Annotated in this window: 26 protein-coding genes and 1 pseudogene; 10 read left to right on the top strand and 17 right to left on the bottom strand. The window is 42.2% G+C overall.

Annotation, left to right across the window (positions count from 1 at the left end; all coding sequences use genetic code 11):
- Positions 1 to 161: 161 nt before the first annotated feature.
- The 4 genes and pseudogenes from pyc to glsA form a co-directional block, all read right to left on the bottom strand.
- The gene (pyc, locus tag MHH79_RS08035; RefSeq protein WP_100506546.1) at positions 162 to 3,608 is read right to left on the bottom strand and encodes a pyruvate carboxylase; all 3,447 of its coding nucleotides are present in this window, start codon (positions 3,606 to 3,608) and stop codon (positions 162 to 164) included.
- Positions 3,609 to 3,682: 74 nt separating this feature from the next.
- Positions 3,683 to 4,894, bottom strand: coding sequence for a cell division protein FtsW (gene ftsW / locus MHH79_RS08030; protein ID WP_038427644.1), 1,212 nt, complete (start codon positions 4,892 to 4,894; stop codon positions 3,683 to 3,685).
- Between the two features lie 205 nt (positions 4,895 to 5,099).
- On the bottom strand, positions 5,100 to 5,381 hold the full coding sequence (locus MHH79_RS08025) for a YlaN family protein (RefSeq protein WP_003245286.1): 282 nt from the start codon (positions 5,379 to 5,381) through the stop codon (positions 5,100 to 5,102).
- 97 nt (positions 5,382 to 5,478) lie between these two features.
- Positions 5,479 to 6,406: pseudogene (glsA, locus tag MHH79_RS08020) on the bottom strand (glutaminase A).
- A 102-nt stretch (positions 6,407 to 6,508) separates the two neighbouring features.
- On the opposite strand from glsA, the gene MHH79_RS08015 reads away from it, so the two are divergent.
- Entirely contained in the window at positions 6,509 to 6,994 is a 486-nt protein-coding gene (locus tag MHH79_RS08015) for a hypothetical protein (RefSeq protein ID WP_015383578.1), read from the top strand.
- A gap of 2 nt (positions 6,995 to 6,996) precedes the next feature.
- On the opposite strand, the gene MHH79_RS08010 is transcribed toward MHH79_RS08015, so the two are convergent.
- The gene (locus MHH79_RS08010; protein ID WP_015483188.1) at positions 6,997 to 8,325 is read right to left on the bottom strand and encodes a PhoH family protein; all 1,329 of its coding nucleotides are present in this window, start codon (positions 8,323 to 8,325) and stop codon (positions 6,997 to 6,999) included.
- A gap of 154 nt (positions 8,326 to 8,479) precedes the next feature.
- On the opposite strand from MHH79_RS08010, the gene MHH79_RS08005 reads away from it, so the two are divergent.
- Positions 8,480 to 9,109: a YhcN/YlaJ family sporulation lipoprotein gene (locus MHH79_RS08005; protein WP_340035079.1), complete on the top strand. Its 630-nt coding sequence runs from the start codon at positions 8,480 to 8,482 to the stop codon at positions 9,107 to 9,109.
- 82 nt (positions 9,110 to 9,191) lie between these two features.
- Entirely contained in the window at positions 9,192 to 9,401 is a 210-nt protein-coding gene (locus MHH79_RS08000; RefSeq protein WP_003232271.1) for a YlaI family protein, read from the top strand.
- A gap of 55 nt (positions 9,402 to 9,456) precedes the next feature.
- Here the strand turns inward: MHH79_RS08000 and MHH79_RS07995 are convergent, their stop codons facing one another.
- Both MHH79_RS07995 and typA read right to left on the bottom strand, forming a co-directional pair.
- The gene (locus MHH79_RS07995; RefSeq protein ID WP_003232274.1) at positions 9,457 to 9,774 is read right to left on the bottom strand and encodes a YlaH-like family protein; all 318 of its coding nucleotides are present in this window, start codon (positions 9,772 to 9,774) and stop codon (positions 9,457 to 9,459) included.
- Between the two features lie 56 nt (positions 9,775 to 9,830).
- On the bottom strand, positions 9,831 to 11,669 hold the full coding sequence (gene typA, locus MHH79_RS07990; RefSeq protein WP_003232278.1) for a translational GTPase TypA: 1,839 nt from the start codon (positions 11,667 to 11,669) through the stop codon (positions 9,831 to 9,833).
- A gap of 112 nt (positions 11,670 to 11,781) precedes the next feature.
- On the opposite strand from typA, the gene MHH79_RS07985 reads away from it, so the two are divergent.
- Together MHH79_RS07985 and MHH79_RS07980 are read left to right on the top strand one after the other, a co-directional pair.
- Positions 11,782 to 11,970, top strand: coding sequence for a YlaF family protein (locus tag MHH79_RS07985; protein WP_014476712.1), 189 nt, complete (start codon positions 11,782 to 11,784; stop codon positions 11,968 to 11,970).
- A 272-nt stretch (positions 11,971 to 12,242) separates the two neighbouring features.
- A complete protein-coding gene (locus MHH79_RS07980; RefSeq protein ID WP_015383573.1) occupies positions 12,243 to 12,854 on the top strand; it encodes a hypothetical protein in 612 nt (203 codons plus the stop codon).
- A gap of 39 nt (positions 12,855 to 12,893) precedes the next feature.
- On the opposite strand, the gene sigQ is transcribed toward MHH79_RS07980, so the two are convergent.
- The 4 genes from sigQ to MHH79_RS07960 are packed head-to-tail and all read right to left on the bottom strand — an operon-like array spanning position 12,894 to position 15,904.
- A complete protein-coding gene (sigQ, locus tag MHH79_RS07975; RefSeq protein ID WP_015383572.1) occupies positions 12,894 to 13,187 on the bottom strand; it encodes an anti-SigP sigma factor SigQ in 294 nt (97 codons plus the stop codon).
- Positions 13,184 to 13,705, bottom strand: coding sequence for an RNA polymerase sigma factor YlaC (ylaC, locus tag MHH79_RS07970; protein WP_063335431.1), 522 nt, complete (start codon positions 13,703 to 13,705; stop codon positions 13,184 to 13,186). The genes sigQ and ylaC overlap by 4 nt, the downstream gene beginning before the upstream one ends.
- Positions 13,705 to 13,974: a hypothetical protein gene (locus tag MHH79_RS07965; RefSeq protein WP_003232287.1), complete on the bottom strand. Its 270-nt coding sequence runs from the start codon at positions 13,972 to 13,974 to the stop codon at positions 13,705 to 13,707. The genes ylaC and MHH79_RS07965 overlap by 1 nt, the downstream gene beginning before the upstream one ends.
- On the bottom strand, positions 13,964 to 15,904 hold the full coding sequence (locus tag MHH79_RS07960; protein WP_181219088.1) for a hypothetical protein: 1,941 nt from the start codon (positions 15,902 to 15,904) through the stop codon (positions 13,964 to 13,966). Before MHH79_RS07960 ends, MHH79_RS07965 begins: the two co-directional genes overlap by 11 nt.
- 284 nt (positions 15,905 to 16,188) lie before the next feature.
- Here MHH79_RS07960 and nprE point away from each other — a divergent pair, with 284 nt between their 5' ends.
- Both nprE and MHH79_RS07950 read left to right on the top strand, forming a co-directional pair.
- Positions 16,189 to 17,754: a neutral metalloprotease NprE gene (nprE, locus tag MHH79_RS07955; RefSeq protein WP_015383569.1), complete on the top strand. Its 1,566-nt coding sequence runs from the start codon at positions 16,189 to 16,191 to the stop codon at positions 17,752 to 17,754.
- A gap of 349 nt (positions 17,755 to 18,103) precedes the next feature.
- The gene (locus tag MHH79_RS07950; protein WP_063336137.1) at positions 18,104 to 19,018 is read left to right on the top strand and encodes a class I SAM-dependent methyltransferase; all 915 of its coding nucleotides are present in this window, start codon (positions 18,104 to 18,106) and stop codon (positions 19,016 to 19,018) included.
- A 77-nt stretch (positions 19,019 to 19,095) separates the two neighbouring features.
- Here the strand turns inward: MHH79_RS07950 and MHH79_RS07945 are convergent, their stop codons facing one another.
- The 3 genes from MHH79_RS07945 to MHH79_RS07935 form a co-directional block, all read right to left on the bottom strand.
- Positions 19,096 to 19,524: a GNAT family N-acetyltransferase gene (locus MHH79_RS07945; protein WP_080030727.1), complete on the bottom strand. Its 429-nt coding sequence runs from the start codon at positions 19,522 to 19,524 to the stop codon at positions 19,096 to 19,098.
- Positions 19,525 to 19,549: 25 nt separating this feature from the next.
- Positions 19,550 to 20,347, bottom strand: coding sequence for an inositol-1-monophosphatase (suhB, locus tag MHH79_RS07940; protein ID WP_015383566.1), 798 nt, complete (start codon positions 20,345 to 20,347; stop codon positions 19,550 to 19,552).
- A gap of 139 nt (positions 20,348 to 20,486) precedes the next feature.
- Positions 20,487 to 20,675, bottom strand: a complete 189-nt coding sequence (locus MHH79_RS07935; protein WP_009967148.1) for a hypothetical protein — start codon at positions 20,673 to 20,675, stop codon at positions 20,487 to 20,489.
- A gap of 239 nt (positions 20,676 to 20,914) precedes the next feature.
- On the opposite strand from MHH79_RS07935, the gene MHH79_RS07930 reads away from it, so the two are divergent.
- Complete coding sequence (locus tag MHH79_RS07930; RefSeq protein ID WP_100506081.1) at positions 20,915 to 21,553, top strand: YktB family protein; 639 nt, start codon at positions 20,915 to 20,917, stop codon at positions 21,551 to 21,553.
- Positions 21,554 to 21,584: 31 nt separating this feature from the next.
- Here MHH79_RS07930 and MHH79_RS07925 read toward each other — a convergent pair whose 3' ends face one another.
- Positions 21,585 to 21,851 carry a UPF0223 family protein gene (locus MHH79_RS07925; protein WP_047182561.1) on the bottom strand — a complete coding sequence of 89 codons (267 nt, stop codon included), beginning with the start codon at positions 21,849 to 21,851 and terminating at the stop codon, positions 21,585 to 21,587.
- Between the two features lie 184 nt (positions 21,852 to 22,035).
- Here MHH79_RS07925 and speA point away from each other — a divergent pair, with 184 nt between their 5' ends.
- Positions 22,036 to 23,508: an arginine decarboxylase gene (gene speA, locus MHH79_RS07920; RefSeq protein ID WP_014479695.1), complete on the top strand. Its 1,473-nt coding sequence runs from the start codon at positions 22,036 to 22,038 to the stop codon at positions 23,506 to 23,508.
- Positions 23,509 to 23,546: 38 nt separating this feature from the next.
- On the opposite strand, the gene MHH79_RS07915 is transcribed toward speA, so the two are convergent.
- Positions 23,547 to 23,666 carry a GapA-binding peptide SR1P gene (locus MHH79_RS07915; RefSeq protein WP_003232305.1) on the bottom strand — a complete coding sequence of 40 codons (120 nt, stop codon included), beginning with the start codon at positions 23,664 to 23,666 and terminating at the stop codon, positions 23,547 to 23,549.
- A gap of 417 nt (positions 23,667 to 24,083) precedes the next feature.
- Between MHH79_RS07915 and slp the strand changes: the two genes are divergently transcribed.
- Positions 24,084 to 24,458, top strand: a complete 375-nt coding sequence (gene slp, locus MHH79_RS07910; protein ID WP_003245672.1) for a peptidoglycan-associated lipoprotein Slp — start codon at positions 24,084 to 24,086, stop codon at positions 24,456 to 24,458.
- 44 nt (positions 24,459 to 24,502) lie between these two features.
- Here the strand turns inward: slp and lpdA are convergent, their stop codons facing one another.
- Positions 24,503 to 25,915, bottom strand: coding sequence for a dihydrolipoyl dehydrogenase (gene lpdA / locus MHH79_RS07905; protein WP_003232309.1), 1,413 nt, complete (start codon positions 25,913 to 25,915; stop codon positions 24,503 to 24,505).
- Between the last annotated feature and the right edge of the window lies 1 nt (position 25,916).

Raw genomic sequence — 25,916 nt, 5'->3', positions numbered from 1 at the left:
CTAAAAAATGGGTGGTATATAAGCCTCTTTTTATTTTGGGCTTGTGACAGTACTGTATAATCTCTGAAGTCCCCTTATATCTCTTCTAACCATCTGCTTCACTCCACATTTTCTTTATAAAAAAACAAGAGTGTATATCAAATGACATACACTCTTGTTTTTTATGCTTTTTCAATTTCGAGAAGCAGATCTCCCGTTTGGATTGGCTCGCCATTTTTCACATGAACCTGCTTGATTGTTCCTGAGAAAGGCGCCTGAACCGTTGTTTCCATTTTCATCGCTTCATTAATCATCAAATGATCACCTTTATTGACTTTTGTACCTGCTTCAGCCAATACCTTAATAACGGTTCCAGGCATGGAAGCTGCGATGTGGCTTGGATTTGTCCGGTCTGCTTTCAGCCTTTCCTTAACGGAAGACTTAATGCTTTCATCTTTAATGACTACTTCACGCGGCTGCCCGTTCAGTTCGAAATAAACGACGCGAGTGGCGTCAGGCTGAGGCTCACCGATTGAAATCAGCTTAACGATCAGCGTTTTGCCGCGCTCAATTTCAACTTCTATCTCTTCACCTAATGTCATACCGTAGAAGAATGTCGGTGTATCTAATACCGAAATGTCCCCGTAGCTTTCTGTCGTTTTCACATAATCAGTGAAGACTTTAGGATAAAGGGCATACGCCACAGCATCCTGATCTGAAATTTCCAAGTTATGCTGCTCTTTAAATTCCTGTTTGATCGCTTCAAATGACACCGGCTCAAGCAGTTCGCCCGGTCTGACTGTAATCGGCTCCTGCCCTTTTAAGATCAGCTTTTGCAGTTTTTCTGGGAATCCGCCATGAGGCTGGCCGATATTTCCTTTGAAAAGCTCCACGACAGAATCAGGGAAATCTAAAGATTCGCCTCTTTCGTAAACGTCTTTTTCAGTCAGATTGTTTTGCACCATGTAGAGTGCCATATCTCCGACTACTTTTGAGGAAGGCGTTACCTTGACGATGTCACCGAACATATCGTTCACGCGTCTGTACATTTCCTTGACTTCGTTCCAGCGGTCGCCAAGGCCTACTCCCTTGGCTTGCTGTTGCAGGTTGCTGTATTGACCCCCTGGCATTTCGTGCTCATAAATTTCAGTATGCGGAGACTTCATTCCGCTTTCAAATTCACTATAATATTTACGTACCGACTCCCAATATTGGGACAGCAATTCAACGCCTTGGACATTCATTTCCGGACGGCGGTCGTTGCCTTCCATCGCATGATAAAATCCGCTCGCGCTAGGCTGTGACGTTAATCCCGCCATTGAGCTGACCGCCACGTCTATGATATCAACGCCGGCTTCAACAGCTTTCGCATACATATAAATACCGTTTCCGCTCGTATCATGCGTATGAAGGTGTACCGGAATGTCGATCGTTTCTTTCAACGCAGAAACGAGTTCATATGCAGCCTGCGGTTTTAACAGCCCTGCCATATCTTTAATCCCGAGAATATGGGCTCCGGCCGCCTCAAGCTCCTTCGCCATCGATGTATAATAAGCAAGATCGTACTTCGTCCGGTTCTTGTCAAGGATATCTCCCGTATAACAAATCGCAGCTTCTGCCACTTTTCCGGTATCCCGAACGGCATCAATGGCTAACGTCATCCCTTTTACCCAGTTTAAGCTGTCGAAAATACGAAACACATCAATACCGGATTGAGCTGATTGCTTCACAAATTCTTTAATCACATTGTCCGGATAATTCGTATAGCCGACCGCATTTGATGAGCGAAGCAGCATCTGGAATAAGGTATTTGGCACTTCTTTGCGAAGATCTTCCAAACGCTTCCACGGATCTTCTTTCAGGAATCGGTAGGCTACATCGAAGGTCGCGCCTCCCCACATTTCCATACTGAATAGTTCAGGCCATAACGCAGCCGTAGGATTTGCGATTTTTTTCAAATCATGCGATCTGATTCTAGTTGCCAATAACGATTGGTGGGCATCCCTGAATGTCGTATCAGTTAAAAGGACAGATTTCTGCTCCTTAACCCAACTTGCAAGCCCTTCTGCACCTTTTTCATCGAGAATTTGCTTTGTTCCTCTGGCAGGCTGCTGATCAACGTCTACCTTTACGCTTAACGGTTTGTCAAACGCCGGTTTTTCTTTTTTCCCGATTCCGGGGAAGCCGTTTACTGTCACATTGCCGATGTAAGTGAGCATTTTCGTTCCGCGGTCTTTTTGTTTAGGGAAATTAAATAATTCAGGCGTTGTATCAATGAAAGACGTATCATATTGCCCTGTCAGGAACTTCTCATGTTTTGAAACGTTCTCAAGGAACGGAATGTTCGTTTTTATGCCTCTGATTCTAAACTCCTGAAGGTTTCGTACCATTTTGGCAGCTGCCTGTTCAAACGTTAAAGCCCAAGTTGAAAGCTTAACGAGAAGTGAATCATAGTATGGTGTGATCACGGCGCCCTGGAAGCTGTTTCCGGTATCAAGACGGACACCAAAACCGCCGCCTGAGCGGTAAGCCATGATTTTTCCTGTATCAGGCATGAAATCATTTTGCGGATCCTCAGTCGTAACCCGTGACTGAATGGCATAACCGATTGTAAAAATGTCCTTTTGCTCAGGAATATTTACTTTTTTGCTGTGAAGGCTGTGCCCTTGGGCAACAAGGATCTGAGTTTGAACAATATCGACACCAGTAATCATTTCTGTTATCGTGTGTTCAACTTGTACGCGAGGATTTACTTCAATAAAGTAGAACTCGTTGTTTGCAACAAGGAATTCGACCGTCCCCGCATTTATATAGTTTACATTTTTGGCAAGCGCAACTGCTGCCTCACAAATTTGTTCCCTTAATTCAGGTGACAGCGAGACACTCGGCGCCACTTCAATGACTTTTTGATGGCGTCTTTGAACGGAACAATCCCTCTCAAAAAGATGGACGACATTGCCCTGCTTGTCTCCAATGACCTGAACCTCAATATGTTTCGGATTCTCAATTAATTTTTCTACATAAACTTCATCATTGCCAAAGGCTGCTTTCGCCTCTGATTTAGCACGCTCATATGCTTCTTTGACTTCACTTTCAGATCTGACAATCCGCATACCGCGGCCGCCGCCGCCAAGCGAGGCTTTAATGATGATCGGATAACCGTTAGCTTGTCCAAATTGTTCGACGGCTTCAAGCGTTTCGGCAGGACCGTCGCTTCCCGGAATCACGGGGATTCCCGCTTTTTCTGCCTGCTCACGCGCTTTTACCTTGTCACCAAACATATCGAGATGCTCGGATTTTGGCCCTATGAAAACGATGCCTTCTTCTTCACATCGTCTCGCAAAATGAATATTTTCAGATAAGAAACCGTATCCCGGATGAATTGCATCGACTTTGTTTCTTTTCGCAATATCAATGATACCTTCAATATCCAGGTAAGCATCAATCGGTTTTTTCCCTTCACCGACCAAGTATGCTTCATCCGCTTTGTACCGATGGTAGGAACCGGAATCTTCTTTTGAATAGACCGCAACTGTACGAATATTCAACTCGGTACACGCCCGGAATATTCGGATTGCAATTTCTCCCCTGTTTGCTACTAATACTTTTTGTATCGATTGCTGAGACAAACTTTTCTCCCCCTTACCCGAATGGAATATAATCTATCATAGCGGAATATCCTTCCCCTGTACACACTTGTTTTTTACTGATAAACAGTTTTTTTGAGCTGTTTCTTTTTCATTCCCTTCGGCGCCAAGGGCTCTTTCTTTTTCTTATTCTCTGAATATTTCACAAACATGCTGATATTCGCTAATATCCCCATACTCCCCAGCAGCAGCACCAAAGAAGAGCCCCCGTAACTGATAAATGGCAGCGTAACCCCTGTAATCGGAATTAATCCGCTGACACCGCCAAGGTTAATAAACGACTGGATGGCAATCATGCTTGAAATGCCGATCGCCAGAAGACTTCCAAACGGGTCCTCGCATTTTCTGGCAATATAAAAACCTTTTATGACGACAAAACCCAATAAGAAAATAACAAACAATACCCCAAAAATGCCGAGCTCTTCAGCAATGACAGCCATAATAAAGTCAGTGTGTGATTCAGGCAGATATCCGTATTTTTGGATACTTTCACCGAGCCCCAGGCCGAAAATGCCGCCTGAGCTGATCGCATAATAAGAATTGATCACTTGCAAACCTGATGAATTTGCATACTTAAATGGGTCTTCAAGACTCTCAAAACGCGCTAAACGGCCTTCAGTTAAAATTTTGTCCTGATTCAAATAGATAATCGGGCTGACTAAAATGAAAACAATTCCGCCCAGTATCACAAGCCTCACCAGCGTCTTTCCGCTGAAGCCGGAGCACAAGATCATGCACGTCGCAATTAACCCTATAATCATGGCTGTACCGAAATCTGGCTGCATGGCAATTAACCCGCAAATTATAAGTGTCATGACTACCGGAGGAGCTACACCAGTTAATAGATGGTCAATATAGCTTTGTTTTTTGGCATATACGGCTGCGAGGTATAAAATCACGACCAGTTTAACAAACTCCCCCGGCTGAATACTCATTCCGCCGATTTTAAACCAGCTCTGCGCGTTTCCGGCAACATGTCCGAATACAAACAGTGAGATAAGCGCAAGAACAGATACAAGCAGTATCCCCTTCTGAAACTTTTGATGGGCCAGTGCTTTATAAGGAAACAAAGCCATGAGAATAAATAGAGCGCCACCTGCAATTAAAGCAAACAGCTGCCGCATGAAGAAAAAGTTACTGCTTACTCCATACCGGGAGACAGCCGTAATCATGCTTGAGCTGTATACCATCACTAAACCGAATCCGCATAATAATACGATTGCGAATATCAGTGAGTAATCATAAGATTTTAGCATTTTTTTTAACATAACATCCTCTTCCCTGCTTCTAACTTCCATTATCTATGGTTTTTATGTATTTATCTTTTTTATTTTACTACAATTTATCAAACGAGACGAAGAATCTCTATACGATTCGGAAGGAATGTGTAAAAAAAGACCGTCTTTTATGAGATGAGAGAAAAATAGCGGTTATAAAAAAACCCAAACTGTTAATTAGTTTGAGTTTTATCATTTATTTAGCTGTAAACGCGTCATGCAAAGCAGACAATTCGCGCTCCAATGTGTATAAAAGGTCTTTACCGTCTTTTTCATCAACCAATCCCAGGCGGACAGCAAAATCGATTTCCCTCGAAAGCCCGAACATTTGAGTATCTAAAACCTCTTCATATAGAGGACATTGAGGCATCGTTAAGTTATCCATTTGTACTCGGATCAGCTTCAAAATCTTCTCAGCGTCCACTTTTAAGAGTTCAAAAGCTTTTTGCCGATGGTCAACTATCATCTCTGAAGCCAAAAGTATCCCTCCGTTCCCCAGGCGAGTACCTAATTCTTCTATTTATCATAAAGGGTATCAACAGAAAATGCAAGAGGATTTAAGCATATGACATAAATTAAAAAATACTCAGCCTGTACATCTCAGACATTATTTCCAAAAGCTTTACACCTGCAATGCTGTTCCCTTTTTCATCTAATGCGGGGCCGAATATGCCGATCCCGAAATCGTAAGGCGAAATGCCCATAATCCCGCCGGATACGCCGCTTTTCGCAGGAATTCCGACCTTAATTGCGAATTCCCCGCTTGCATTGTACATTCCGCACGTCACCATAAACGTTTTGCAAATTCTAGCGACATCTTTTGATGACTTGCTCCCCAGTCTCTGGATGTCTGCCGTTCAATGCAAATACAGATCCGATTTTCGCTAAATCCAAGCTGTTCATCTCAATCGCGCATTGCTTCGTGTATAAATCCATTACTGCTTCTACATCATCTTCAAAAATGCCGTACTGCTTCATATAATAACACATCGCCCGATTAATCATTGAAGTGCTGTATTCAGATTCAGCCACTTCCCGGCAGTATGTAATCTCTTGGTTGTTTGTCAGCCTTCTGATAAAAGAAAGCAAATAATCAAGTCTCTCTTTCACCGTTCTTCCTCTTATCAGACTTGTCACTACCAATGCCCCGGCATTAATCATAGGGTTTAACGGCTTGCTCGGATTCACTGTTTCAAGCTTGATAATTGAATTAAACGGATCACCGGTCGGCTCCTGTCCAACATAACTGAAGACCTTATCTTTGCCGTATTCCATTAACACCAAAGCAAGGGAAAGGACTTTCGATATACTTTGAAGCGTAAATGTTTTTTCTACGTCACCTGCTGACAGACAAACATTATTGGAATAATAAATCGCCACTGACAGGTCGTGTTTATCAGCTTTTGCCAAGGCGGGAATATAGCTGGCTACCTCCCCCTTGTCTGTTACTTTTTTCGCCTTTTTCACTAAGGCTTCAAGCTCATCATTATGCCGGCATACCATGCAAACACCCTCGTTCCCTCAGCATTTCAATACACATAATTTGTACACAAAGTGACAATTCATGCGAAAACTTTTATAATTTTGAGAGAAGGGGGTCATATCATGAGCGTTATCCAAGTAAAAGGCAATGTTACATATCCAATTACCATTGATCCAAGCGTATGGATTTTTGATGATCGCAAATTTTCGTTTGACCGCAAAGGGGACAGTCAAGACACATATTTACAATCAGCCGGGGATGAATCCGACCTTGATCCGGAACGCGTCATCAGAGAGGGGCGAATCGCCCCGCCCACATTAAAGACGGAAAAGCAATATGAGAAGCAAAAACTGATGAACGGCAGTTTCGCAATGAGACTTGGGACTGTCCTGAAAAATGCTGAGCCGAACAGCTCTGCGACACAATGTGTATTTGTCACAAGTTCGGGAAAGGCCGCCGTTTCTCTGGAAACCGCTCTGAACAGTATTGTCCATTTCAGTGAGGCAGGCAAGCCGATTCAAGAAGGCGGCCCCGTGCATATTTACTTTGAAGACCCGATTCATCACAAACAGCCGATTACCGACGTAAAAGAGATCGAAATCATTTAATGTTACAGCAAATCAGCTGCGAGCTGGGCGAGACCTGATCTCTCACCTTTTAACAGCTTCACGCTGCCTGAGATGGGTTGTCCTTTAAACCGCTCAACCACATAGGCTAAACCATTGTTCAGACTGTCTAAATATGGGTGATCAATTTGTTCAGGGTCACCCATTAAGACAATTTTACTGCCCTCACCGACTCTCGTCAGCAAAGTTTTCACCTCATGCCTGGTCAAATTTTGCGCTTCATCAATGATAATAAATTGATCTGGAATGCTTCTCCCTCTGATATAAGTCAGCGCCTCTACCTGAATTGAGCCAATTCCCGCCAAAATAGCATCAAGCTCCCCTGGTTTTTTCGCATTAAACAGAAACTCTAAGTTGTCAAAAATCGGCTGCATCCAAGGCTTTAGCTTTTCCTCTTTTTCGCCTGGCAAATACCCGATGTCCTTGCCAACAGGAACAATCGACCTTGCGACGACCAGCTTTTTATATATTCCCAAGTCTTCTGTCTGTAATAGCCCTGCCGCCAAAGCTAAGAGCGTTTTTCCGGTTCCCGCTTTTCCGATCAGGGTGACAAGCGGAATATCTTCCCGCAGCAAAAGCTCTAATGCCATTGTCTGCTGTACATTTTTCGGCCTGATTCCCCATATATGTTCATCATCAAATACGAGTCTTTTTAATACCGTTCCGGTTTTATCTGCAATTCCGACTGCCGAGGAGGACCCTCCTAGCTCATCCTTCATTAAAGCAAACTGATTCGGATAAAACGCATGCTGTTTCACATCGTTTACTGAAATTTGATTTTTTCCGTAAAAAGAGCTGAACAGCTGCTGGCTGATATATAAATCTTTATAGCCGCTGTACATTTCATCATTGTCCACAACCCGGTCATTCAAGAAATCTTCAGCAAGCAGTCCGATTGCGTCGGCTTTAACCCTGACCAGTACATCCTTACTGACGAGGATAACCGGCCTGCCATTTTCCTTGGTTTCTTCCTCGAGGCTCAAGTTTTTCGCAACGGCTAATATGCGATTATCGTTCGTCTTTTCAATAAAGATCTCTTGCAGCTGGTGAAACGAACGATGATTCAGTTCAATTCTCAGTGTGCCGCCGGTGTCAAGCGGGACATGCTCATGCAGCCTGCCCTTTTGTCTTAGCGCATCGATTAGCTTAGATACGTGCCTTGCATTCCTCCCAACTTCGTCCATATACCGTTTTTTTGAATCAACCTCTTCTAAAACGACAGCAGGGATGACAACCTCATTTTCTTCAAAAGAAAATATCGCGTTAGGATCCTGTAATAACACATTCGTATCTAACACATAAATTTTACTCAAGTCTCAGCCTCCTGATATAAGGGTCAAAGTTCTTCCTGCTTCTCTTTTGATGAAAAAGGTGAATGCCTGCTAAAATATATGTTTTTGTGCATAAAGATAGAAGGTTAATTCAACAATAAAATTAATGAAAGCATTTCAAGGAGGGAACCCGCAAGTGCGAATTCTTTTCATTATCATACAGCTGACACTTATCCTGTCCGCTTGTGCCTATCAACAAGGAAAACAGGGCCAGAATGTTGAAAAAGAATCAACAAGACAGCAGGAGACTAAACCGATTCACGTAAAGGACACAACTCAAGAAACAAAAGACAATGGAACAAGAACGGATATTGCCAAGCATCTTGTCAGCGTTGCTGAAAAAAACTCCGACGTCAAGGATGCAACAGCCGTTGTGCTGGGAGGTTATGCTGTTGTTGGGATTGATGTCGATGATACTTTGGACAGAAGCAAAGTGGAAACCATTAAATATTCTGTAGCCCAGGCGCTAAAGAATGATCGATATGGCGCTAACGCAGTTGTCATTGCTGATCCCGATACGGTCAGCCGCCTTCGTGAAATGAGCAGAGAAATCAGCGAGGGCCATCCGGTAACAGGTATACTGGATGAATTAGCTGCAATTGTCGGCCGAGTGCTTCCCGAAGTGCCTAACGATGTGATTGACAATGAAGACGAACCGCAAACAAAGCAGCAAAATGACCAATTAAATAGAAAACAGCAGCAGGAAATGGAGAAGGAGCAAAACGATCAATCTGATCATCATATGAAAAAGAACAACAATGACTAAGCTATAGCCTTGCGCTTTAGCTTTTTCTTATTTTGGACAGCTTCTGATCCGTGCTATAATACATGTTAGTGAAAGAGGTGATATGATGAGGGTCAAATGTTCTATTTGCGATAAAATTGAAACAATTGATGATGATACCCTGATCGCGAAACGGCTTCGAAACCGCCCGATCCATACATATATGTGCCAGGAATGCCACGATCGGATTGCCAAAAAAACAGAGGAACGGCTGAAAACGGGAAAATTTACTTTTCACCCGGGACAGCAGAAAAAAGAAAAAGTCAAAAAATAAAGCGGCCGCTTAACCATACAGAACACAAAAAAGACTCAGCTTTCAGCTGAGTCTTTTATGATTTTGCAGACTGTCCTTTTTTCGACTGATACAGCCGGATTTTGTAAATGATTAAAATCAGCGCAGCGACGACCAATCCTTCTGCCACGGGCAAAAACACCCCTAAAAACGTCAAAACAGTGCAGCCCAACGCCAAAAATACATACACCACTGCAGATTTTAATACAGGAAGCCGTTTAGCAAATCCAAGCTTAAATACAATAACGGCCAACACAAAAATCGTGCCGTACAGCAGCCACATGCCTGCCGCAGGCTGCCGGTCTACTTGATATAGAGCGGCGAAGAACGACAGACGTTCGCTTACGTCATTCAAAAAGATTCCCTCCCCTGTAAACGTACGGGTTCTATCTTTTCAAATTCTGCACGAGATTAAGACAATCCTGCTGTTTTTTTCTTTTTAGCTGCTTTTTCACGTTCGTTCTTATTGAGGATCTTCTTTCTTAAACGGATGGATTCAGGTGTTACTTCACAATATTCATCTTCGTTTAAGTACTCTAGAGACTCCTCAAGAGACATGATGCGCGCTTTTTTAATTGTAGTTGTCTGATCCTTTGTCGCAGAACGGACGTTTGTTTGCTGTTTCATTTTGCTAACGTTAACAACAAGGTCGTTGTCACGGTTATGCTCTCCAACGATCATTCCTTCGTATACTTCAGTACCCGGCTCAACGAAGATGACACCGCGGTCTTCAATTCCTTGAATACCGTATGATGTTGCTTTTCCGTTTTCCATTGACACAAGTACACCTTGACGGCGTCCGCCGACTTGGCCTGCCTGCATCGGCTGGTAGCTGTCAAACGTATGGTTCAAAATACCGAATCCGCGTGTTAATGATAGGAATTCTGTAGAGTAACCGATCAATCCGCGGGAAGGAACTGTAAAGATGAGACGGACTTGGCCGTTTCCGTTGTTGATCATATCAACCATTTCGCCTTTGCGGGCACCCATTGATTCCATGACAGAGCCAGTATGCTCTTCAGGAACATCAATTTGCACACGTTCAACAGGCTCACAGCGTACGCCGTCGATTTCTTTGATAATAACTTCAGGTTTTGACACTTGAAGCTCATAGCCCTCACGACGCATATTTTCAATTAAAATTGACAAGTGCAGCTCACCGCGTCCTGAAACAACCCAAGCATCAGGAGAAGCTGTTGGCTCAACACGCAAGCTCACATCCGTCTGAAGCTGTGATTGAAGACGCTCTTCGATTTTGCGGGCCGTTACATATTTGCCTTCACGGCCTGCAAACGGACTGTTATTCACGACAAATGTCATTTGAAGTGTCGGCTCATCAATGCGAAGCACCGGAAGCGGATCTTGATGGTCTACAGGACATACCGTTTCACCAACGTTGATATCTTCCATCCCGGAAACCGCAACGAGGTCTCCCGCTTTTGCTTCTTCAATTTCCACACGCTTTAAGCCTTGGAAACCAAAAATCTTTGTAACACGGAATGACTTTGCCGTTCCGTCAAGCTTCATAAGAGAAACCTGCTGTCCGACTTTCATTGTGCCGCGGAATACGCGTCCGATTCCGATACGGCCTACATAGTCGTTGTAGTCAAGAAGGGCAACTTGGAATTGAAGCGGCTCCTCTGCATTATCAACAGGTGCCGGAACATGCTTAATAATGGTTTCATATAAAGCTTCCATGTTTTCATCCTGTTGTTTCGGATCAAGACTCGCTGTTCCATTAATCGCGGAAGCATATACCACTGGGAACTCGAGCTGCTCTTCATTGGCATCAAGCTCAATGAACAGATCAAGAACTTCATCGATAACTTCCTCTGGACGAGCAAAGTCACGGTCAATTTTGTTTACAACAACAACAGGGTTCAGGTTTTGCTCAAGAGCTTTTTTCAGAACAAAACGAGTTTGAGGCATACAGCCTTCATATGCGTCAACGACAAGCACTACGCCGTCTACCATTTTCATAATCCGTTCTACTTCTCCCCCAAAGTCTGCGTGTCCAGGGGTGTCCAAAATATTGATACGTGTATCTTTATAGTTAATCGCAGTATTTTTCGCCAAAATTGTAATGCCGCGTTCGCGTTCAAGATCATTTGAGTCCATTGCGCGTTCAGCAACCTGTTCGTTGGCACGGAACGTACCAGCCTGATGTAAAAGCTGATCGACTAAAGTCGTTTTCCCATGGTCAACGTGGGCAATAATCGCGATGTTGCGAAGATCATTTCGAAGTTTCACTTTTTCATCTCCTAAAAAAATTAGATAACTTTCATATTATACCACACATCCTCTTTAAAAGCGTCACGTTTTTCAGTAAACTTAATATAAGACGTAAAAGGGGATGGAAAATATGAAAAAAATGAATTGGCTTTTACTATTATTTGCATTTGCAGCGGTTTTCAGCATTATGCTGATCGGCGTCTTTATCGCTGAAAAAAGCGCTATTGGCATTATCGCCAGCATTGTACTTGTTTGCGCTGTCATGGGCGGCGGATTTACATTAAAAAAGAAAATGCGCGAACAAGGCTTGCTTGATTAAAAGCATTGCCCCGCCGGCGACATTGTAATCAAAAAACACCGCAAAGAAAGCGGTGTTTTTCATTTCTTTAAGCCTTATCTCCCCTGTTTCTTAGTCAGGAAGATGCAAATCATCCTTCATACATAGACAATCGTTCTAACGATCACACGTGCAGCCTTCAAAAAGTAGTTCGGCAACGATACACATAAAATACCATAGCGCCTATTCCTCCACCGGAAACTACTCCCTATAATGGAATTTGTAGCACAATTCATAAAAGGGAGAGAAGAAACATGAAGAAAACATTTGTAAAAAAAGCTATGTTAACGACTGCCGCAATGACATCAGCTGCTCTATTAACGTTCGGTCCTGATGCAGCCAGCGCAAAAACACTGGTTGATAACACTGCTGTTCAACTTCAGCATCAGGCGAGCACTAACGAAGATCTCAATACATTCATTGATATATTAAATCAATGTATATACGAACAAGACGGTGTATATTATTTTGACAGCGAAAAAGCCGTCGAGTTAGGAATGACAAAAGAAGAGGCTCAGGTAATTGCTACACTCTGGGAATCGACATCAGAATTTTTCAGCATTGTTTCACAATGTGTGTATCTTGAGGATGGAAATTACAAATTTGATACAGAAAAAGCAGTTGAACTTGGCTTCACAGAAAAAGAAGCACTTGCACTTGAACAATTTTTCTCCGCTGTTTCTCTCAAGATTCACATTCTTCAAGCAGCCATTGTGCTACAAGATGATGTGTACAGCTATGATAAAGACGCAGCGCTACAAGCAGGTGCAACGCCACTGCAAGCTGACGTTTATGAAAAACTCTTCAGTGCCCTGTCACAAGAACAGCTTGCCGCTATTTACGATATGATTCATCCCCAGGCTTAATGTGAAAAAGCGCTTGCCGGAATCGGACAAGCGCTTTTTTTATATCAGCAGTTTGATGATCAGCATCATGGCAACCGCCGCTCCAAACCAGCAGGCAGCTTTCATGATCAGTAAACCATAGTACCTCTGTTTAAAACGCAGTTCTTCTTCCGGCAGAAAAGCCTCCTCAACGGCCTGTTCGCTTTCCAATTCAAATGGCTCAGCCATCGTGTCATACATGTCTCTGCAGCTGCTGCACATTTTTAAATGCTCTTCTATAACGTGTTCCGTTTCTCTTTTACAATCACCTTCAAGATACAGAGGAAGCAGGTCTCTTACTAGAAAGCAGGTCATATCCGCTCCTCCTCTCTACTTTTCGTCATGTTTTTCTTTAGCTCTAATCTAGCCCGGTGCAATGTGGTTTTCACCTTAGAAAGACTCCATCCTAATATCTCAGCGATTTCTTCATAAGAAAGCTCTTGGAATTCTCTTAAAATCAAAACGGATTGATGCTGATCTTTTAACTTCAGGAGCTCCTGCCGCAGTGTTTCGCTTTTCACCGTCCGTGACAGATACTGTTCAGGCTGCTCATAAGTTGTTTGCGTTAACCCTTCATTTTTGCTGATATCAGTAAATTGGTATTTGACATCCCTGCGGTACCAATTGATAAAGGTATGATGCGCAATGGTGTAGAGCCATGTTCTGATGGAAGAATGCCCCCTAAACGAAGCCAGACCGTTAAGAGCTTTCACAAACGTGTCCTGCGCTAAGTCCTTGGCTGTTTCAAGGTGATGAGTCCTTCTGAATAAATAATTTAAAATTTCTTGATAATACTGCCGATACAAGTCCTCAATGGAATCCTTATGCTTCATTAAAAGTAAAACCACACCGTCATCCAAATGGCCAATAAAATGAAACAGATATACATGGAAGACAGGTATACTTTCATATATCTGATTTGGCTTTCTTCTTCAGCACCGGGACTTCTCTTTAAACAAGTTTTACTCTTTAAGTCTTCCGCATTCTTTTGAAATAGGGATTCATGCTGTTTCATCCATTCCATTGATTCATCCTCTAGCTCTCCTTCTTTATACAGGTCGTATAAGTCTACAAAAACAGACTCTTTTTCTTTATGATTCATAAAGACATTTCACCTCTTGTGTTTCTCCATCCACTACATAGGCATCATGGCGATTTGAACCAAACGGCTGAATAATGATCAGCCATGCATAATGCCGTTCATCCCCTCTTTGAACGATAATCGGACGCATACGCTTTTTGTAAATGACATCCTGATATAGAGAAGCTACTTTTTCGTAAGCCAATGTTCCATTACGATACGTATAGGGGAATGACTGATCAGGTGTATCGCTGTATACATAAACGTTTAGCTGACCTTGATCTTCAAAAAACTCATATGTTTTAGAAGAATCAGTATACATCACCATGTCACCCTGACTGCTTTTTTTCTTCTTTTCTGATCCACGAGCATCGAAGATCGATAATATCTGATGCTGCAGTCGGCTGTTAGCCATTGAGATATTCTTTTTCATCGGAAGCGAAAGACTATGTAAACAACCGGATTCGCCCTCAAATTCCAAAACAATTCCACCTTTTGTTTCCACTCTCACCATGCTTCCGAGCAGGCTATTGCTTTCAATATCAGTGATCTGATAAGGCTGTTTTGAGATGTTCAGTACTGTAAACATTTGTTCCACTTTGTCTTGAATGTCTTGTTCTGTTATATGAACATGCAGAAGAGAGTCAAGCTGATAAATCGAAGGATCTTCACTAAAACCCATTAAGGTTTCCTTTTCCCAATAAAATACCGCGCCATCATCAGCATGATCTTTTTTATGAAGTTGATTTTTCAGGTAAATACGTACGACTGTTTGGCCGTCTTCTTGAGATACCTTTGTTTCGATATGATCCTTATGTAACACACGTCCGTGTCGCTCAAGGAAAGCGATGGACTTTCGCTTGTACTCCTGATTCGTTAGCTTTTTTCCATGTGCTTTTTGTAAGTATTCATAATTACGAATCAGCTGCGATACTTCATCTACCTCAGCTTTATAACCTTTGCTTTCAAATGAGTAGAAATAATGCACATCCATGTTTGTATCATGCAAATAAAGTGTTTCATCCGTAGGAAAAAATGACTTTAGTATCTGTTCCGCTTTTTCTGATGAAATGTGCTCCCCGACAAAATTGAATGAATCATGGACATTTGCTGGCTTTGATACAGCGAAAGCAGCCGTTCCTATGTTATATATCGGATTTAACAGCAGGACAAAAAACAACATGACAGCCATCGTCACCCACTTATTCACACGCACATAAACCTTTCCTGACTTTTGGAACAGATGATAGCTCATCAAAAATCCGGCCATTGCCAAATAAATCGTATATGGCATTACTGCACCATAATCTTTTGAGATTTGATTGGGATATGGCGCAAGCAGCAAGACAAGCAGTCCGATAATCAGCGTATAAAATAAGCCTAGTAAAATCTTATTTGTTCTCCAATACAGCTTGAAAAACACAACATTCAACGCAATGGGAAGAGTGATGATGAAAAACAGAAACACGAATGCAATTGGCTCGACTCCATCCGGATTTTCCTTCCAATACGTAAAGAAACTGAATATCATTTGTACGATTGGCAAACTGACAACGGCAAGGTCGAACGTATAAAACTTACCCTTTCCGCCATGATCACGCGGCATCAGCATATAGTGAAAAGCCGTCAGCAACACATATCCGTATAACAAAAAATGCAGCAGCGGCAGCAGTTCTTTTCCGTCCTCTCTTAAGTAAGCGCTGGTGAAGTTTGTTGATTGCACCTGGTGAATAAGTTCAACAGACACTCCCGCCAGCAGCACAATCCGCAATATAACACCCGCCAAGAACATTGTGCGCTGCCGGTTTATTTTAGGATGATGCACCAAAAGATATAAGCCCGACAGAACAACAATTGACCATTGAATCAGCAGGGTGCTCTGTCTGCTTAATATAAAATAACGTTCGAAATGCAATACATAATGACTGAATAACTCCAACACGAACAACAATCCTTTACTTCTTATTAAGGCCTCATTCGGTTAGACAGCGGACTTTTCAAAAAGTTTCAAGATGAAACAAAAATATCTCATCTTCCCCTTGATATGTAAAAAACATAACTCTTGAGTGAACCATCACATGACACTTGACTCATCTTGATATTATTCAACAAAAACAAACACAGGACAATACTATCAATTTTGTCTAGTTATGTTAGTTTTTGTTGAGTATTCCAGAATGCTAGTTTAATATAACAATATAAAGTTTTCAGTATTTTCAAAAAGGGGGATTTATTGTGGGTTTAGGTAAGAAATTGTCTGTTGCTGTCGCTGCTTCGTTTATGAGTTTATCAATCAGCCTGCCAGGTGTTCAGGCTGCTGAAAGTCATCAGCTTAAAGAGAATCAAACAAATTTCCTCTCCAAAAACGCGATTGCGCAATCAGAACTCTCTGCACCAAATGACAAGGCTGTCAAGCAGTTTTTGAAAAAGAACAGCAACATTTTTAAAGGTGACCCTTCCAAAAGGCTGAAGCTTGTTGAAAGCACGACTGATGCCCTTGGATACAAGCACTTTCGATATGCGCCTGTCGTTAACGGAGTGCCAATTAAAGATTCGCAAGTGATCGTTCACGTCGATAAATCCGATAATGTCTATGCGGTCAATGGTGAATTACACAATCAATCTGCTGCAAAAACAGATAACAGCCAAAAAGTCTCTTCTGAAAAAGCGCTGGCACTCGCTTTCAAAGCTATCGGCAAATCACCAGACGCTGTTTCTAACGGAGCGGCCAAAAACAGCAATAAAGCCGAATTAAAAGCGATAGAAACAAAAGACGGCAGCTATCGTCTTGCTTACGACGTGACGATTCGCTATGTCGAGCCTGAACCTGCAAACTGGGAAGTCTTAGTTGACGCCGAAACAGGCAGCATTTTAAAACAGCAAAATAAAGTAGAACATGCCGCCGCCACTGGAAGCGGAACAACTCTAAAGGGCGCAACTGTTCCTTTGAACATCTCTTATGAAGGCGGAAAATATGTTCTAAGAGATCTTTCAAAACCAACAGGCACCCAAATCATCACATATGATTTGCAAAACAGACAAAGCCGCCTTCCGGGCACGCTTGTCTCAAGCACAACGAAAACATTTACATCTTCATCACAGCGGGCAGCCGTTGACGCACACTATAACCTCGGTAAAGTGTACGATTATTTTTATTCAAACTTTAAACGAAACAGCTATGATAACAAAGGCAGTAAAATCGTTTCTTCCGTTCACTACGGCACTCAATACAATAACGCTGCATGGACAGGAGACCAGATGATTTACGGTGATGGCGACGGTTCATTCTTCTCTCCGCTTTCCGGCTCATTAGATGTGACAGCGCATGAAATGACACATGGCGTCACCCAAGAAACAGCCAACTTGATTTATGAAAATCAGCCAGGTGCATTAAACGAGTCTTTCTCTGACGTATTCGGGTATTTTAACGATACAGAAGACTGGGACATCGGTGAAGACATTACGGTCAGCCAGCCTGCTCTTCGCAGCCTGTCCAACCCTACAAAATACAACCAGCCTGACAATTACGCCAATTACAGAAACCTTCCAAACACAGATGAAGGCGATTATGGCGGTGTACACACAAACAGCGGAATTCCAAACAAAGCCGCTTACAACACCATCACAAAACTTGGTGTATCTAAATCACAGCAAATCTATTACCGTGCGTTAACAACGTACCTCACGCCTTCTTCCACGTTCAAAGATGCCAAGGCAGCTCTCATTCAGTCTGCCCGTGACCTCTACGGCTCAACTGATGCCGCTAAAGTTGAAGCAGCCTGGAATGCTGTTGGATTGTAATATTAGGAAAAGCCTGAGATTTCTCAGGCTTTTTTTGTTACATATCTTGATTTCTCTCTCAGCAGAAACGACGAAAAGATGCTGCCATGAGACAGAAACCGCTCCTGATTTGCAAAAAGAGGGATGCAGCCGCAAGTACGCATTTTATAAAAGCTAATGATTCAGTCCACATAATTGATAGACGAATTCTGCTCCAGGTCACGTGGCTATGTAAAGGATCGCGCGTCCAATTAAGAGCAAAAACATTGACAAAAAATTTATTTATGCTAAAATTTACTATTAATATATTTGTATGTATAATAAGATTCTCCTGGCCAGGGGAATCTTATTTTTTGTGGAGGATCATTTCATGAGGAAAAATGAGTCCAGCTTAACGTCTTTGATTTCAGCTTTTGCCCGTGCATATCACAGCCGATATGACACACCACTTATTTTTGATGATTTTATCGCAAAAGATCTCATTAACGAAAAAGAGTTTATCGACATCAGTAAAAATATGATTCAAGGAATATCGTTTTTCAACAAAGAGATCGCCGAACGTCTCCAAAATGATCCTGAAAAAATATTAAAATGGGTTGCACAAATCCAGCTGTCTCCCACGCCCCTAGCACGTGCTTCTTATTGTGAAAAAGTCTTGCACAACGAATTAATGCTGGGAGCAAAACAGTATGTCATTCTTGGAGCGGGGCTGGATACTTTCTGCTTTCGGCATCCAGAATTAGAAAACAGCTTACAGGTTTTCGAGGTTGACCATCCGGCTACACAGCAATTCAAAAAAAATAAGCTGAAGGATGCAAATCTGACAATTCCGGATCATCTTCATTTTGTTCCTATGGATTTCACCAATACGTTTTCGTATGATCCTCTCTTAGATGAAGGATTTAAGAACACAAAAACATTCTTCAGCCTTCTCGGAGTGTCTTATTATGTAACACGGGAAGAAAATGCAAGCTTGATCAGCAATTTATTTTCTCATGTCCCGCCTGGAAGCTCTATTGTTTTTGATTATGCAGACGAAACACTTTTTACAGCAAAAGGGACGTCGAATCGAGTTGAACATATGGTGAAGATGGCTGCCGCAAGCGGAGAACCGATGAAATCATGTTTCACTTATCAAGAGATTGAACATCTGTTAGAGTCATCTGGTTTACTGATCTATGAACATCTATCACCAGACGACATCAATGACCTTTTCTTTAGTAATCGAAAAGACAATTTGTCAGCGTTTGAAACGATTCATTATATTCATGCGGTAAAAAAATAATTTTCAAATCATCAGAAGCCTCTCAATGTTTGAGAGGCTTTTTATTGAACCCGTATGCAGCAAATAAGCTGCCGTTATCATATGGAATCTTCTGCTAAAGGCTTCACCAAGATCATAAATGATTTGCCTTTCTCATCTTTTTCCGTTTTCAGCTGTTCAAAGCCGCATTGGCTTAAAAACAGTATCCATTCACTGCGCTCAATGGGAACTCCCGCAAACATCGCTTTGTGTTTGGCTCTAAGCAATTTGCTGATCTGTTCAATGATCATCTTCGCATGTCCCTTTTTTTCTTCAGCCGGGTCAATCAGGACCGTTCCGAGCCACGGCTTACCGTTTGAAGGAGACCACTCGAGATGGTAGCTGACGGCAACAGGCAGACCGTCTTTTTCCCATACAAGCCATGACCCGTTGTACATGGAATAGGAGATGATATAGTCTTCTGCATCTTTATCTCCAAACTCCTCCTCTTTCCATACAGGATGAGCCTCCGCGAGCTTTTCTAACAAGCTGAGATCATCCTGCTCAAATGGCCTACTTCCCAGCATGAAGATACTCTTCAAATATCGTTTTATGTATAGATGGGTTTCCGGCTAGCACACTGTGGTTTTCTAAAAAAGTAAACGGCTCTCCTTCAATGGTCGTATAGATGCCTCCTACTTCATTTAACAGCACACAGCCGGCTGCGTAGTCCCATGGCGCAAGCCGCATCGTGATGTAAGCATCTATTCTTCCTGCCGCGACATTTGCCAGCTCTAAAGCGGCAGAACCGTAGGAGCGTGTGCCTCTGACTCTTTTCACAAGTGGCGCTAACACACTTTGATCAATTCTTCTGTTTTCCGTTACCCATGTTGCATTAATGGCAAGAATCGCTTCTTCAATGACGGTTTCTTTTAAAGGAGCCAGCTTCGTTTCATTCATATAAGCCCCTCTGCCGCTAAATGCGTGATACAGCTCATCATGCACCACATCATAAATTAAACCGATTTTCCCTTCACCGTTTTCAAAAATCCCAATGGAAATCGCAAAATTTCTTTGCTGGTGCACAAAATTCATCGTCCCATCAATCGGATCAATAATCCATACGACTCCCTCAAGTGAGTGGATTTTGTCTCCTTGCCCCTCTTCACCGAGTATCCGATGTCCCGGAAAAGTTTCTTGAATTCGATCAATGAAAAACTTTTCGGTTTCTTTGTCAATATTGGTGACTAAATCATTCGGATTTGATTTCGTTTCAATTGTCAGGCTTTCATGCATGGATTGTGTAATTCTCGCGCCTGCTTCTCTTATCCACTTCTTTGCAATCTCATCAATTTCCGTCCAATTTGTCATTCGTTCGTACCTCTCTTCTATGTAGACCTTTTATTTTATAGGATACTGATAACGGCAATGAAAAAGCAAGGAAAATGAAAAATATCCCTTCTCACGTAAAAACGAACCATTCATGCGGTTCGTTTTCACTATCGCTTTTTTACCCGTTAAGACGAATCCATTCTTTTCTAAGTCGCTCAAGTTTGTTTTTGCTTTGTTCAATCTGCTCTTCATTTTCTTTCTGCATTGCTTCATATAGGGTTGCCAATTCATAATCAACCTCTAGTCTCCAGACAGCAACACGATTGTTTTTCTCTTCCTTAAATCCCTCTTTTACAACTTGCCTCATTGTCTTTCGCCCCTTCCAGAGATCATTTGTTTGTAAAAAAGCATCCCATTTTGCCATTCAACAATGATTACTTCTTATATCGTATGATTGTTCTATTTACGCGCAACATGATTCTGAAAATTGTGTGTTTACCTATTCGTTTATTACCACATTTCCCCTTACTTCAAACGCACTCAATCTTTTTGAAGCTCGTATGAACTGTGATAAAATATGTATACTTAGCATGAAGGAGGAAAATCATGACACAAATGCGTTTCACTGAAGAGGACTTTAACACTTTTACAATAGAAGGCTTAGACGCGCGCATGGAAGTATTAAAAGAGACGGTCCGTCCGAAGCTTACAGCTCTAGGCGAACATTTTGCCCCAACTTTATCAGCTTTAACCGGAGATGAAATGTTTCCGCATGTGGCAAAGCACGCAAGAAGATCCGTCAATCCCCCGGCTGACAGCTGGGTGGCGTTCGCAAACAGCAAAAGAGGCTATAAAAAACTGCCGCATTTCCAAATTGGTTTATGGGAAAGCCACGTTTTTGTGTGGTTCGCGATTATTTATGAATCCCCTATCAAAGAAGAATACGGCAAATTGCTTGAAGTGAACCAAGAAACCATTACGAAAAATATCCCTGACAGCTTCGTTTGGTCTGCAGATCACACAAAACCGGGAGTACATAAACAGTCTGAAATGGACAAGGAACATCTGAAGACACTGTTTGAGCGTTTGCAGACTGTAAAGAAAGCTGAGCTGTTATGCGGCATCCAGCTCCAAAAAGAAGAAGTGCTGAATATGAATAACCAGGAATTCCTTCAGCGTATCGACGATGCCTTTAAGCAGCTTGCTTTTCTGTACCGTCTCACCCAAAAAGTATCACAAGCATAAAAAAGAGCCGGGATATCCCCGGCTCTTTTTCCTACATTTTAATCTTCGCGTGATCAGATTCTTTCGCCTGTTTGACCGTGCGATAAGGAGAATATGTACTTTGTTCCTCAAACTCGCCGCATAGCTTTTTTTCCTCGGCCTTCCCCGGTACAATTTCCTTGAAACGGCGGTAAGCTTTAAGCAGTTCTTCACGATCCGCCCCTTTTTCATATGCAAGCTCAACCTGCTGGAAAAATGCAATCACATCCACTGCTTCTTCGGTTGTCCAATCTTCATTCATCGGATATTGATACTCCATTTTCTTCACTCCTTATAGATTTACTTCCCTTAAGAGAAAGCATCTTCATTTGATCATAAATTGTTCTTTACATTCTTTCAAGTTCATAATATAATTCATTTGTTTTACGTCTAAAAAACGGTTGAGAAACTGATTTTAATACACACTATTATGCATAGGTATGATTACAAAGGTGGGAAAACAATTGTCGCAACATGAAACACCCTTATACACAGGACTGAAAAAGCATGCAAGCAGACAGCCTGTTCAATTCCACATTCCCGGCCATAAAAAAGGGGCAGGAATGGACCCAGAATTCAGACAATTTATCGGTGAAAACGCGTTAAGCATAGATTTGATTAATATTGAACCATTAGACGATCTGCACGCGCCAAAAGGCATTATTAAACAAGCACAAGATCTGGCTGCTGAAGCATTTGGCGCGGATCACACATTTTTTTCTGTTCAAGGAACAAGCGGCGCCATTATGACAATGGTAATGGCTGTTTGCGGACCTGGCGATAAAATTATTATTCCAAGAAATGTTCATAAATCAATTATGACAGCTATTGTATTTTCCGGAGCGGTTCCAATTTTTATTCATCCTGAAATTGACAATGAATTGGGCATCTCCCACGGCATTACACTTGAATCTGCTAAACGGGCGCTTACCGAACATCCGGATGCAAAAGGGCTTCTCGTCATCAACCCGACATATTTCGGTGTTGCAGCCGACTTAAAAAGCATCGTAGAACTCGCTCATTCGTTTGATGTGCCAGTGCTTGTGGATGAAGCACACGGCGTTCACATTCATTTTCACGACGAATTGCCGCTATCGGCTATGCAGGCAGGAGCGGACATAGCAGCGACAAGTGTACACAAGCTGGGCGGATCACTCACGCAAAGTTCGATTTTAAATATGAGAGAGGGCCTTGTATCAAAAGACAGAGTGCAATCCATCCTGAGCATGCTGACAACTACGTCAACTTCTTACTTGCTTCTCGCTTCTTTGGATGTTGCCAGAAAACGCCTTGCAACAGAAGGCCACCAGCTTGCTGAGGAAACACTAAAGCTTGCCAATCAGACGAGAGATCGCCTCAACCAGATTGAAGGCATTTATTGTGTCGGTTCTGAGATTCTTGGGTCGAAAGCAGCTTACAGCTATGATCCGACAAAATTGATTATCTCTGTGAAAAGTCTTGGCCTGACAGGACATGACGTGGAAAAATGGCTTCGTGAATCCTTTAATATTGAGGTTGAGCTTTCTGATCTGTACAATATTTTGTGTATTTTCACTCCTGGTGACAGCCAAAATGATGCAGACCGGCTTGTAGAGGCTTTAACTGAGATCGCACAGCAAATGTCAGAACAAGATGTAACACATCAGCAAACTGAGGTTCTGCTTCCAGAAATACCTTTATTGGCAATGACTCCGCGTGATGCTTTCTATGCAAATACGGAAGTCATCCCATTAAAAGAAGCATCCGGACGGATTATTGCTGAATTTGTCATGGTATATCCGCCTGGTATTCCAATCTTCATTCCAGGAGAAATTATTACAGAAGAAAACATCAGCTACATTTTTAAAAACCTTGACGCAGGCCTCCCTGTTCAAGGACCTGAGGACTCGACTTTACATATGATCCGAGTCATCAAAGAACAAAAAGCAATTCAATAAAAAATAAAAAGCATGCGGCTTAAAGCCGCATGCTTTTTTTACTCTTCATCAACAGGACATTGACATTGTCCGCAGCATGTTCCGTATAATGTTGTCACTTTCTCATCTTCAAAGTAATGAATGGCTTCGTTGCAATCTTGGCAAACAATCGTACCCATCTCTTATTCCCCATTTCTTTGAAATTTGAAAACGCTTAATTTCTTTTGTTGTTATTATATTAATATGTCACATTTAAAATGTCAACAACAAACTGTATAACACATTTGATTTTAGATCATCATATAGACCGTTCTTTTTCATTTTCCCACATACACTATCTTCTTCATACAGAAGCTTTACTCGATATATATGCCACAGCACATAATGTAATTTCACGTTTTCTTGAACTTTCATCCAAGAATGCAGCAAAAAATTCAATATACCCCAGGTGCTATTTTAAACGATTGATATAATATGTAATCTCACTTTAAAAACGGTTTCAATTATATAACAATTAGGTAACAAGAAGCAGATTAAGCCGCCTCTCGTGATAAACTAAAGCTAGTTTACTACTGTTTATACAGAGGAGAAGATAGATGCGATATCGCGCGGTATTCCCCATGCTGATAATAGTATTTGCTTTATCGGGCTGTACGCTTTCCACCATCAATCCGATGAAAAAAAGCCGGATTGACAACATTCATCATACACAAATCCTGTTTTTTTCTGATGAGAACCAAATAGACCAGGAAGCGCCTTATTACGATGCACTGCTTGATTTAGAAAAAGATTATCCCGAGCAAATAGATAAAATGAAGGTCTATGATAAAAAAGAAGGCTGGGAAGATGAGATTGAAACTGTCCCTACCCTTATGGTTGTTGATCAGCGCCATGTCGTGGTGAAAATCGAAGGATGTGTGAAAAAGAAAGAAGACATCATTAAACCATTACAGCATGTGCTGTCAAAATAAAAAAGCAGCCCCGCTTTGAGCGAGGGCTGTTTTTGATATGAAAATTATTTTACGATGTGAATCGGACTTCCGATTGCCACTTCAGCAGCTTCCATTGTGATTTCGCCCAATGTTGGGTGAGCGTGAATTGTCATCGCGATATCTTCAGCAGTCATGCCGCCTTCAATCGCTAAGCTTAATTCAGAAATCATATCAGAAGCACTTGCTCCGGCGATTTGCGCACCGATCACAAGACCGTCCTCTTTACGAGTGATCAGCTTCATGAAGCCGTCTGTTTCGTTAAGAGAAAGCGCGCGGCCGTTTGCTGCAAATGGGAATTTAGCAGCAACAATGTCAAGACCTTCTTCTTTCGCCTGTGCTTCAGTGTAACCAACTGATGCAAGTTCAGGCTCAGAGAAAACAACCGCAGGAATACCAAGGTAATCGATTTCTGCAGGCTCTCCAGCGATAGCTTCTGCAGCGATTTTACCTTCGTAAGATGCTTTATGAGCAAGCGGCGGTCCTTCGATGATATCACCGATTGCATAAATGTTAGGTACGTTTGTGCGGCACTGTTTGTCAGTTTTCACGATACCGCGGTCCGTCATTTCGATACCGACTTGCTCAAGACCAAGCTCATCAGTGTTTGGACGGCGTCCTACTGTAATCAATACGTAATCAGCATCAACAGTTTTTTCTTCGCCTTTTACTTCGAAAGTAACTGTTACGCCGTCTGGTCTTTCTTCAACGCCTTTAGCCATCGCGTTTGTATGGATTTCAACGTTGCCTTTTTTCTTCAGTCTGCGTGTAACGAGAGAACTCATTTGTTTTTCGAAGCCAGGAAGAATTTCATCTCCGCCTTCAAGAATAACAAGTTCAGTACCGAAGTTAGCATACGCAGTTCCAAGTTCAGTTCCGATGTATCCGCCGCCGATAACAACGAGCTTTTTAGGAATTTCTTTAAGAGCCAAAGCGCCAGTTGAATTCAGCACACGCTCACTATATTTGAAGTTTGGCAATTCGATAGGACGAGATCCAGTAGCAATGATTGCGTTTTTGAACGTGTATGTTTGAGCAGAGTTCTCATCCATCACACGAACTGAATTGCTGTCTACAAAGTAAGCTTCACCTTTTACAACATCTACTTTGTTGCCTTTAAGAAGACCTGCTACACCGCCAGTAAGCTTGTTGACAACAGAAGCTTTCCATTCTTGAACTTTTGTGAAATCAACTGTTACATTCTCAGCAGTGATTCCCATGTCATCAGAATGTTTTGCATTCTCATAACGGTGACCTGCATTGATCAGCGCTTTTGAAGGGATACATCCAACGTTCAGACAAACGCCTCCAAGAGTTGCTTTTTCAACGACTGTTACTTTTTGTCCAAGCTGTGCAGCGCGGATGGCAGCTACATAGCCGCCAGGTCCCGCACCAATTACAAGAGTATCTGTTTCAATAGGGAAATCTCCTACTACCATA

The sequence above is a fragment of the Bacillus sp. FSL K6-0993 genome, assembly GCF_037977205.1.
Classification (GTDB): Bacteria; Bacillota; Bacilli; order Bacillales; family Bacillaceae; genus Bacillus; species Bacillus subtilis.
The sequence above is the reverse complement of the archived record's forward strand: the minus strand, read 5'-3'. Positions and strand labels throughout refer to the sequence as shown.

Bases quoted from the DNA above. Each gene is read 5' to 3' on its own strand.
- ftsW (WP_038427644.1), bottom strand. From the start codon at position 4,894: ATGTTAAAAAAAATGCTAAAATCTTATGATTACTCACTGATATTCGCA.
- MHH79_RS08015 (WP_015383578.1), top strand. From the start codon at position 6,509: ATGAGCGTTATCCAAGTAAAAGGCAATGTTACATATCCAATTACCATT.
- MHH79_RS08000 (WP_003232271.1), top strand. From the start codon at position 9,192: ATGATGAGGGTCAAATGTTCTATTTGCGATAAAATTGAAACAATTGAT.
- MHH79_RS07985 (WP_014476712.1), top strand. From the start codon at position 11,782: ATGAAAAAAATGAATTGGCTTTTACTATTATTTGCATTTGCAGCGGTT.
- MHH79_RS07980 (WP_015383573.1), top strand. From the start codon at position 12,243: ATGAAGAAAACATTTGTAAAAAAAGCTATGTTAACGACTGCCGCAATG.
- sigQ (WP_015383572.1), bottom strand. From the start codon at position 13,187: ATGACCTGCTTTCTAGTAAGAGACCTGCTTCCTCTGTATCTTGAAGGT.
- ylaC (WP_063335431.1), bottom strand. From the start codon at position 13,705: ATGAAGCATAAGGATTCCATTGAGGACTTGTATCGGCAGTATTATCAA.
- MHH79_RS07965 (WP_003232287.1), bottom strand. From the start codon at position 13,974: ATGAATCATAAAGAAAAAGAGTCTGTTTTTGTAGACTTATACGACCTG.
- MHH79_RS07950 (WP_063336137.1), top strand. From the start codon at position 18,104: ATGAGGAAAAATGAGTCCAGCTTAACGTCTTTGATTTCAGCTTTTGCC.
- suhB (WP_015383566.1), bottom strand. From the start codon at position 20,347: ATGACAAATTGGACGGAAATTGATGAGATTGCAAAGAAGTGGATAAGA.
- MHH79_RS07935 (WP_009967148.1), bottom strand. From the start codon at position 20,675: ATGAGGCAAGTTGTAAAAGAGGGATTTAAGGAAGAGAAAAACAATCGT.
- MHH79_RS07930 (WP_100506081.1), top strand. From the start codon at position 20,915: ATGACACAAATGCGTTTCACTGAAGAGGACTTTAACACTTTTACAATA.
- MHH79_RS07925 (WP_047182561.1), bottom strand. From the start codon at position 21,851: ATGGAGTATCAATATCCGATGAATGAAGATTGGACAACCGAAGAAGCA.
- MHH79_RS07915 (WP_003232305.1), bottom strand. From the start codon at position 23,666: ATGGGTACGATTGTTTGCCAAGATTGCAACGAAGCCATTCATTACTTT.
- slp (WP_003245672.1), top strand. From the start codon at position 24,084: ATGCGATATCGCGCGGTATTCCCCATGCTGATAATAGTATTTGCTTTA.
- lpdA (WP_003232309.1), bottom strand. From the start codon at position 25,915: ATGGTAGTAGGAGATTTCCCTATTGAAACAGATACTCTTGTAATTGGT.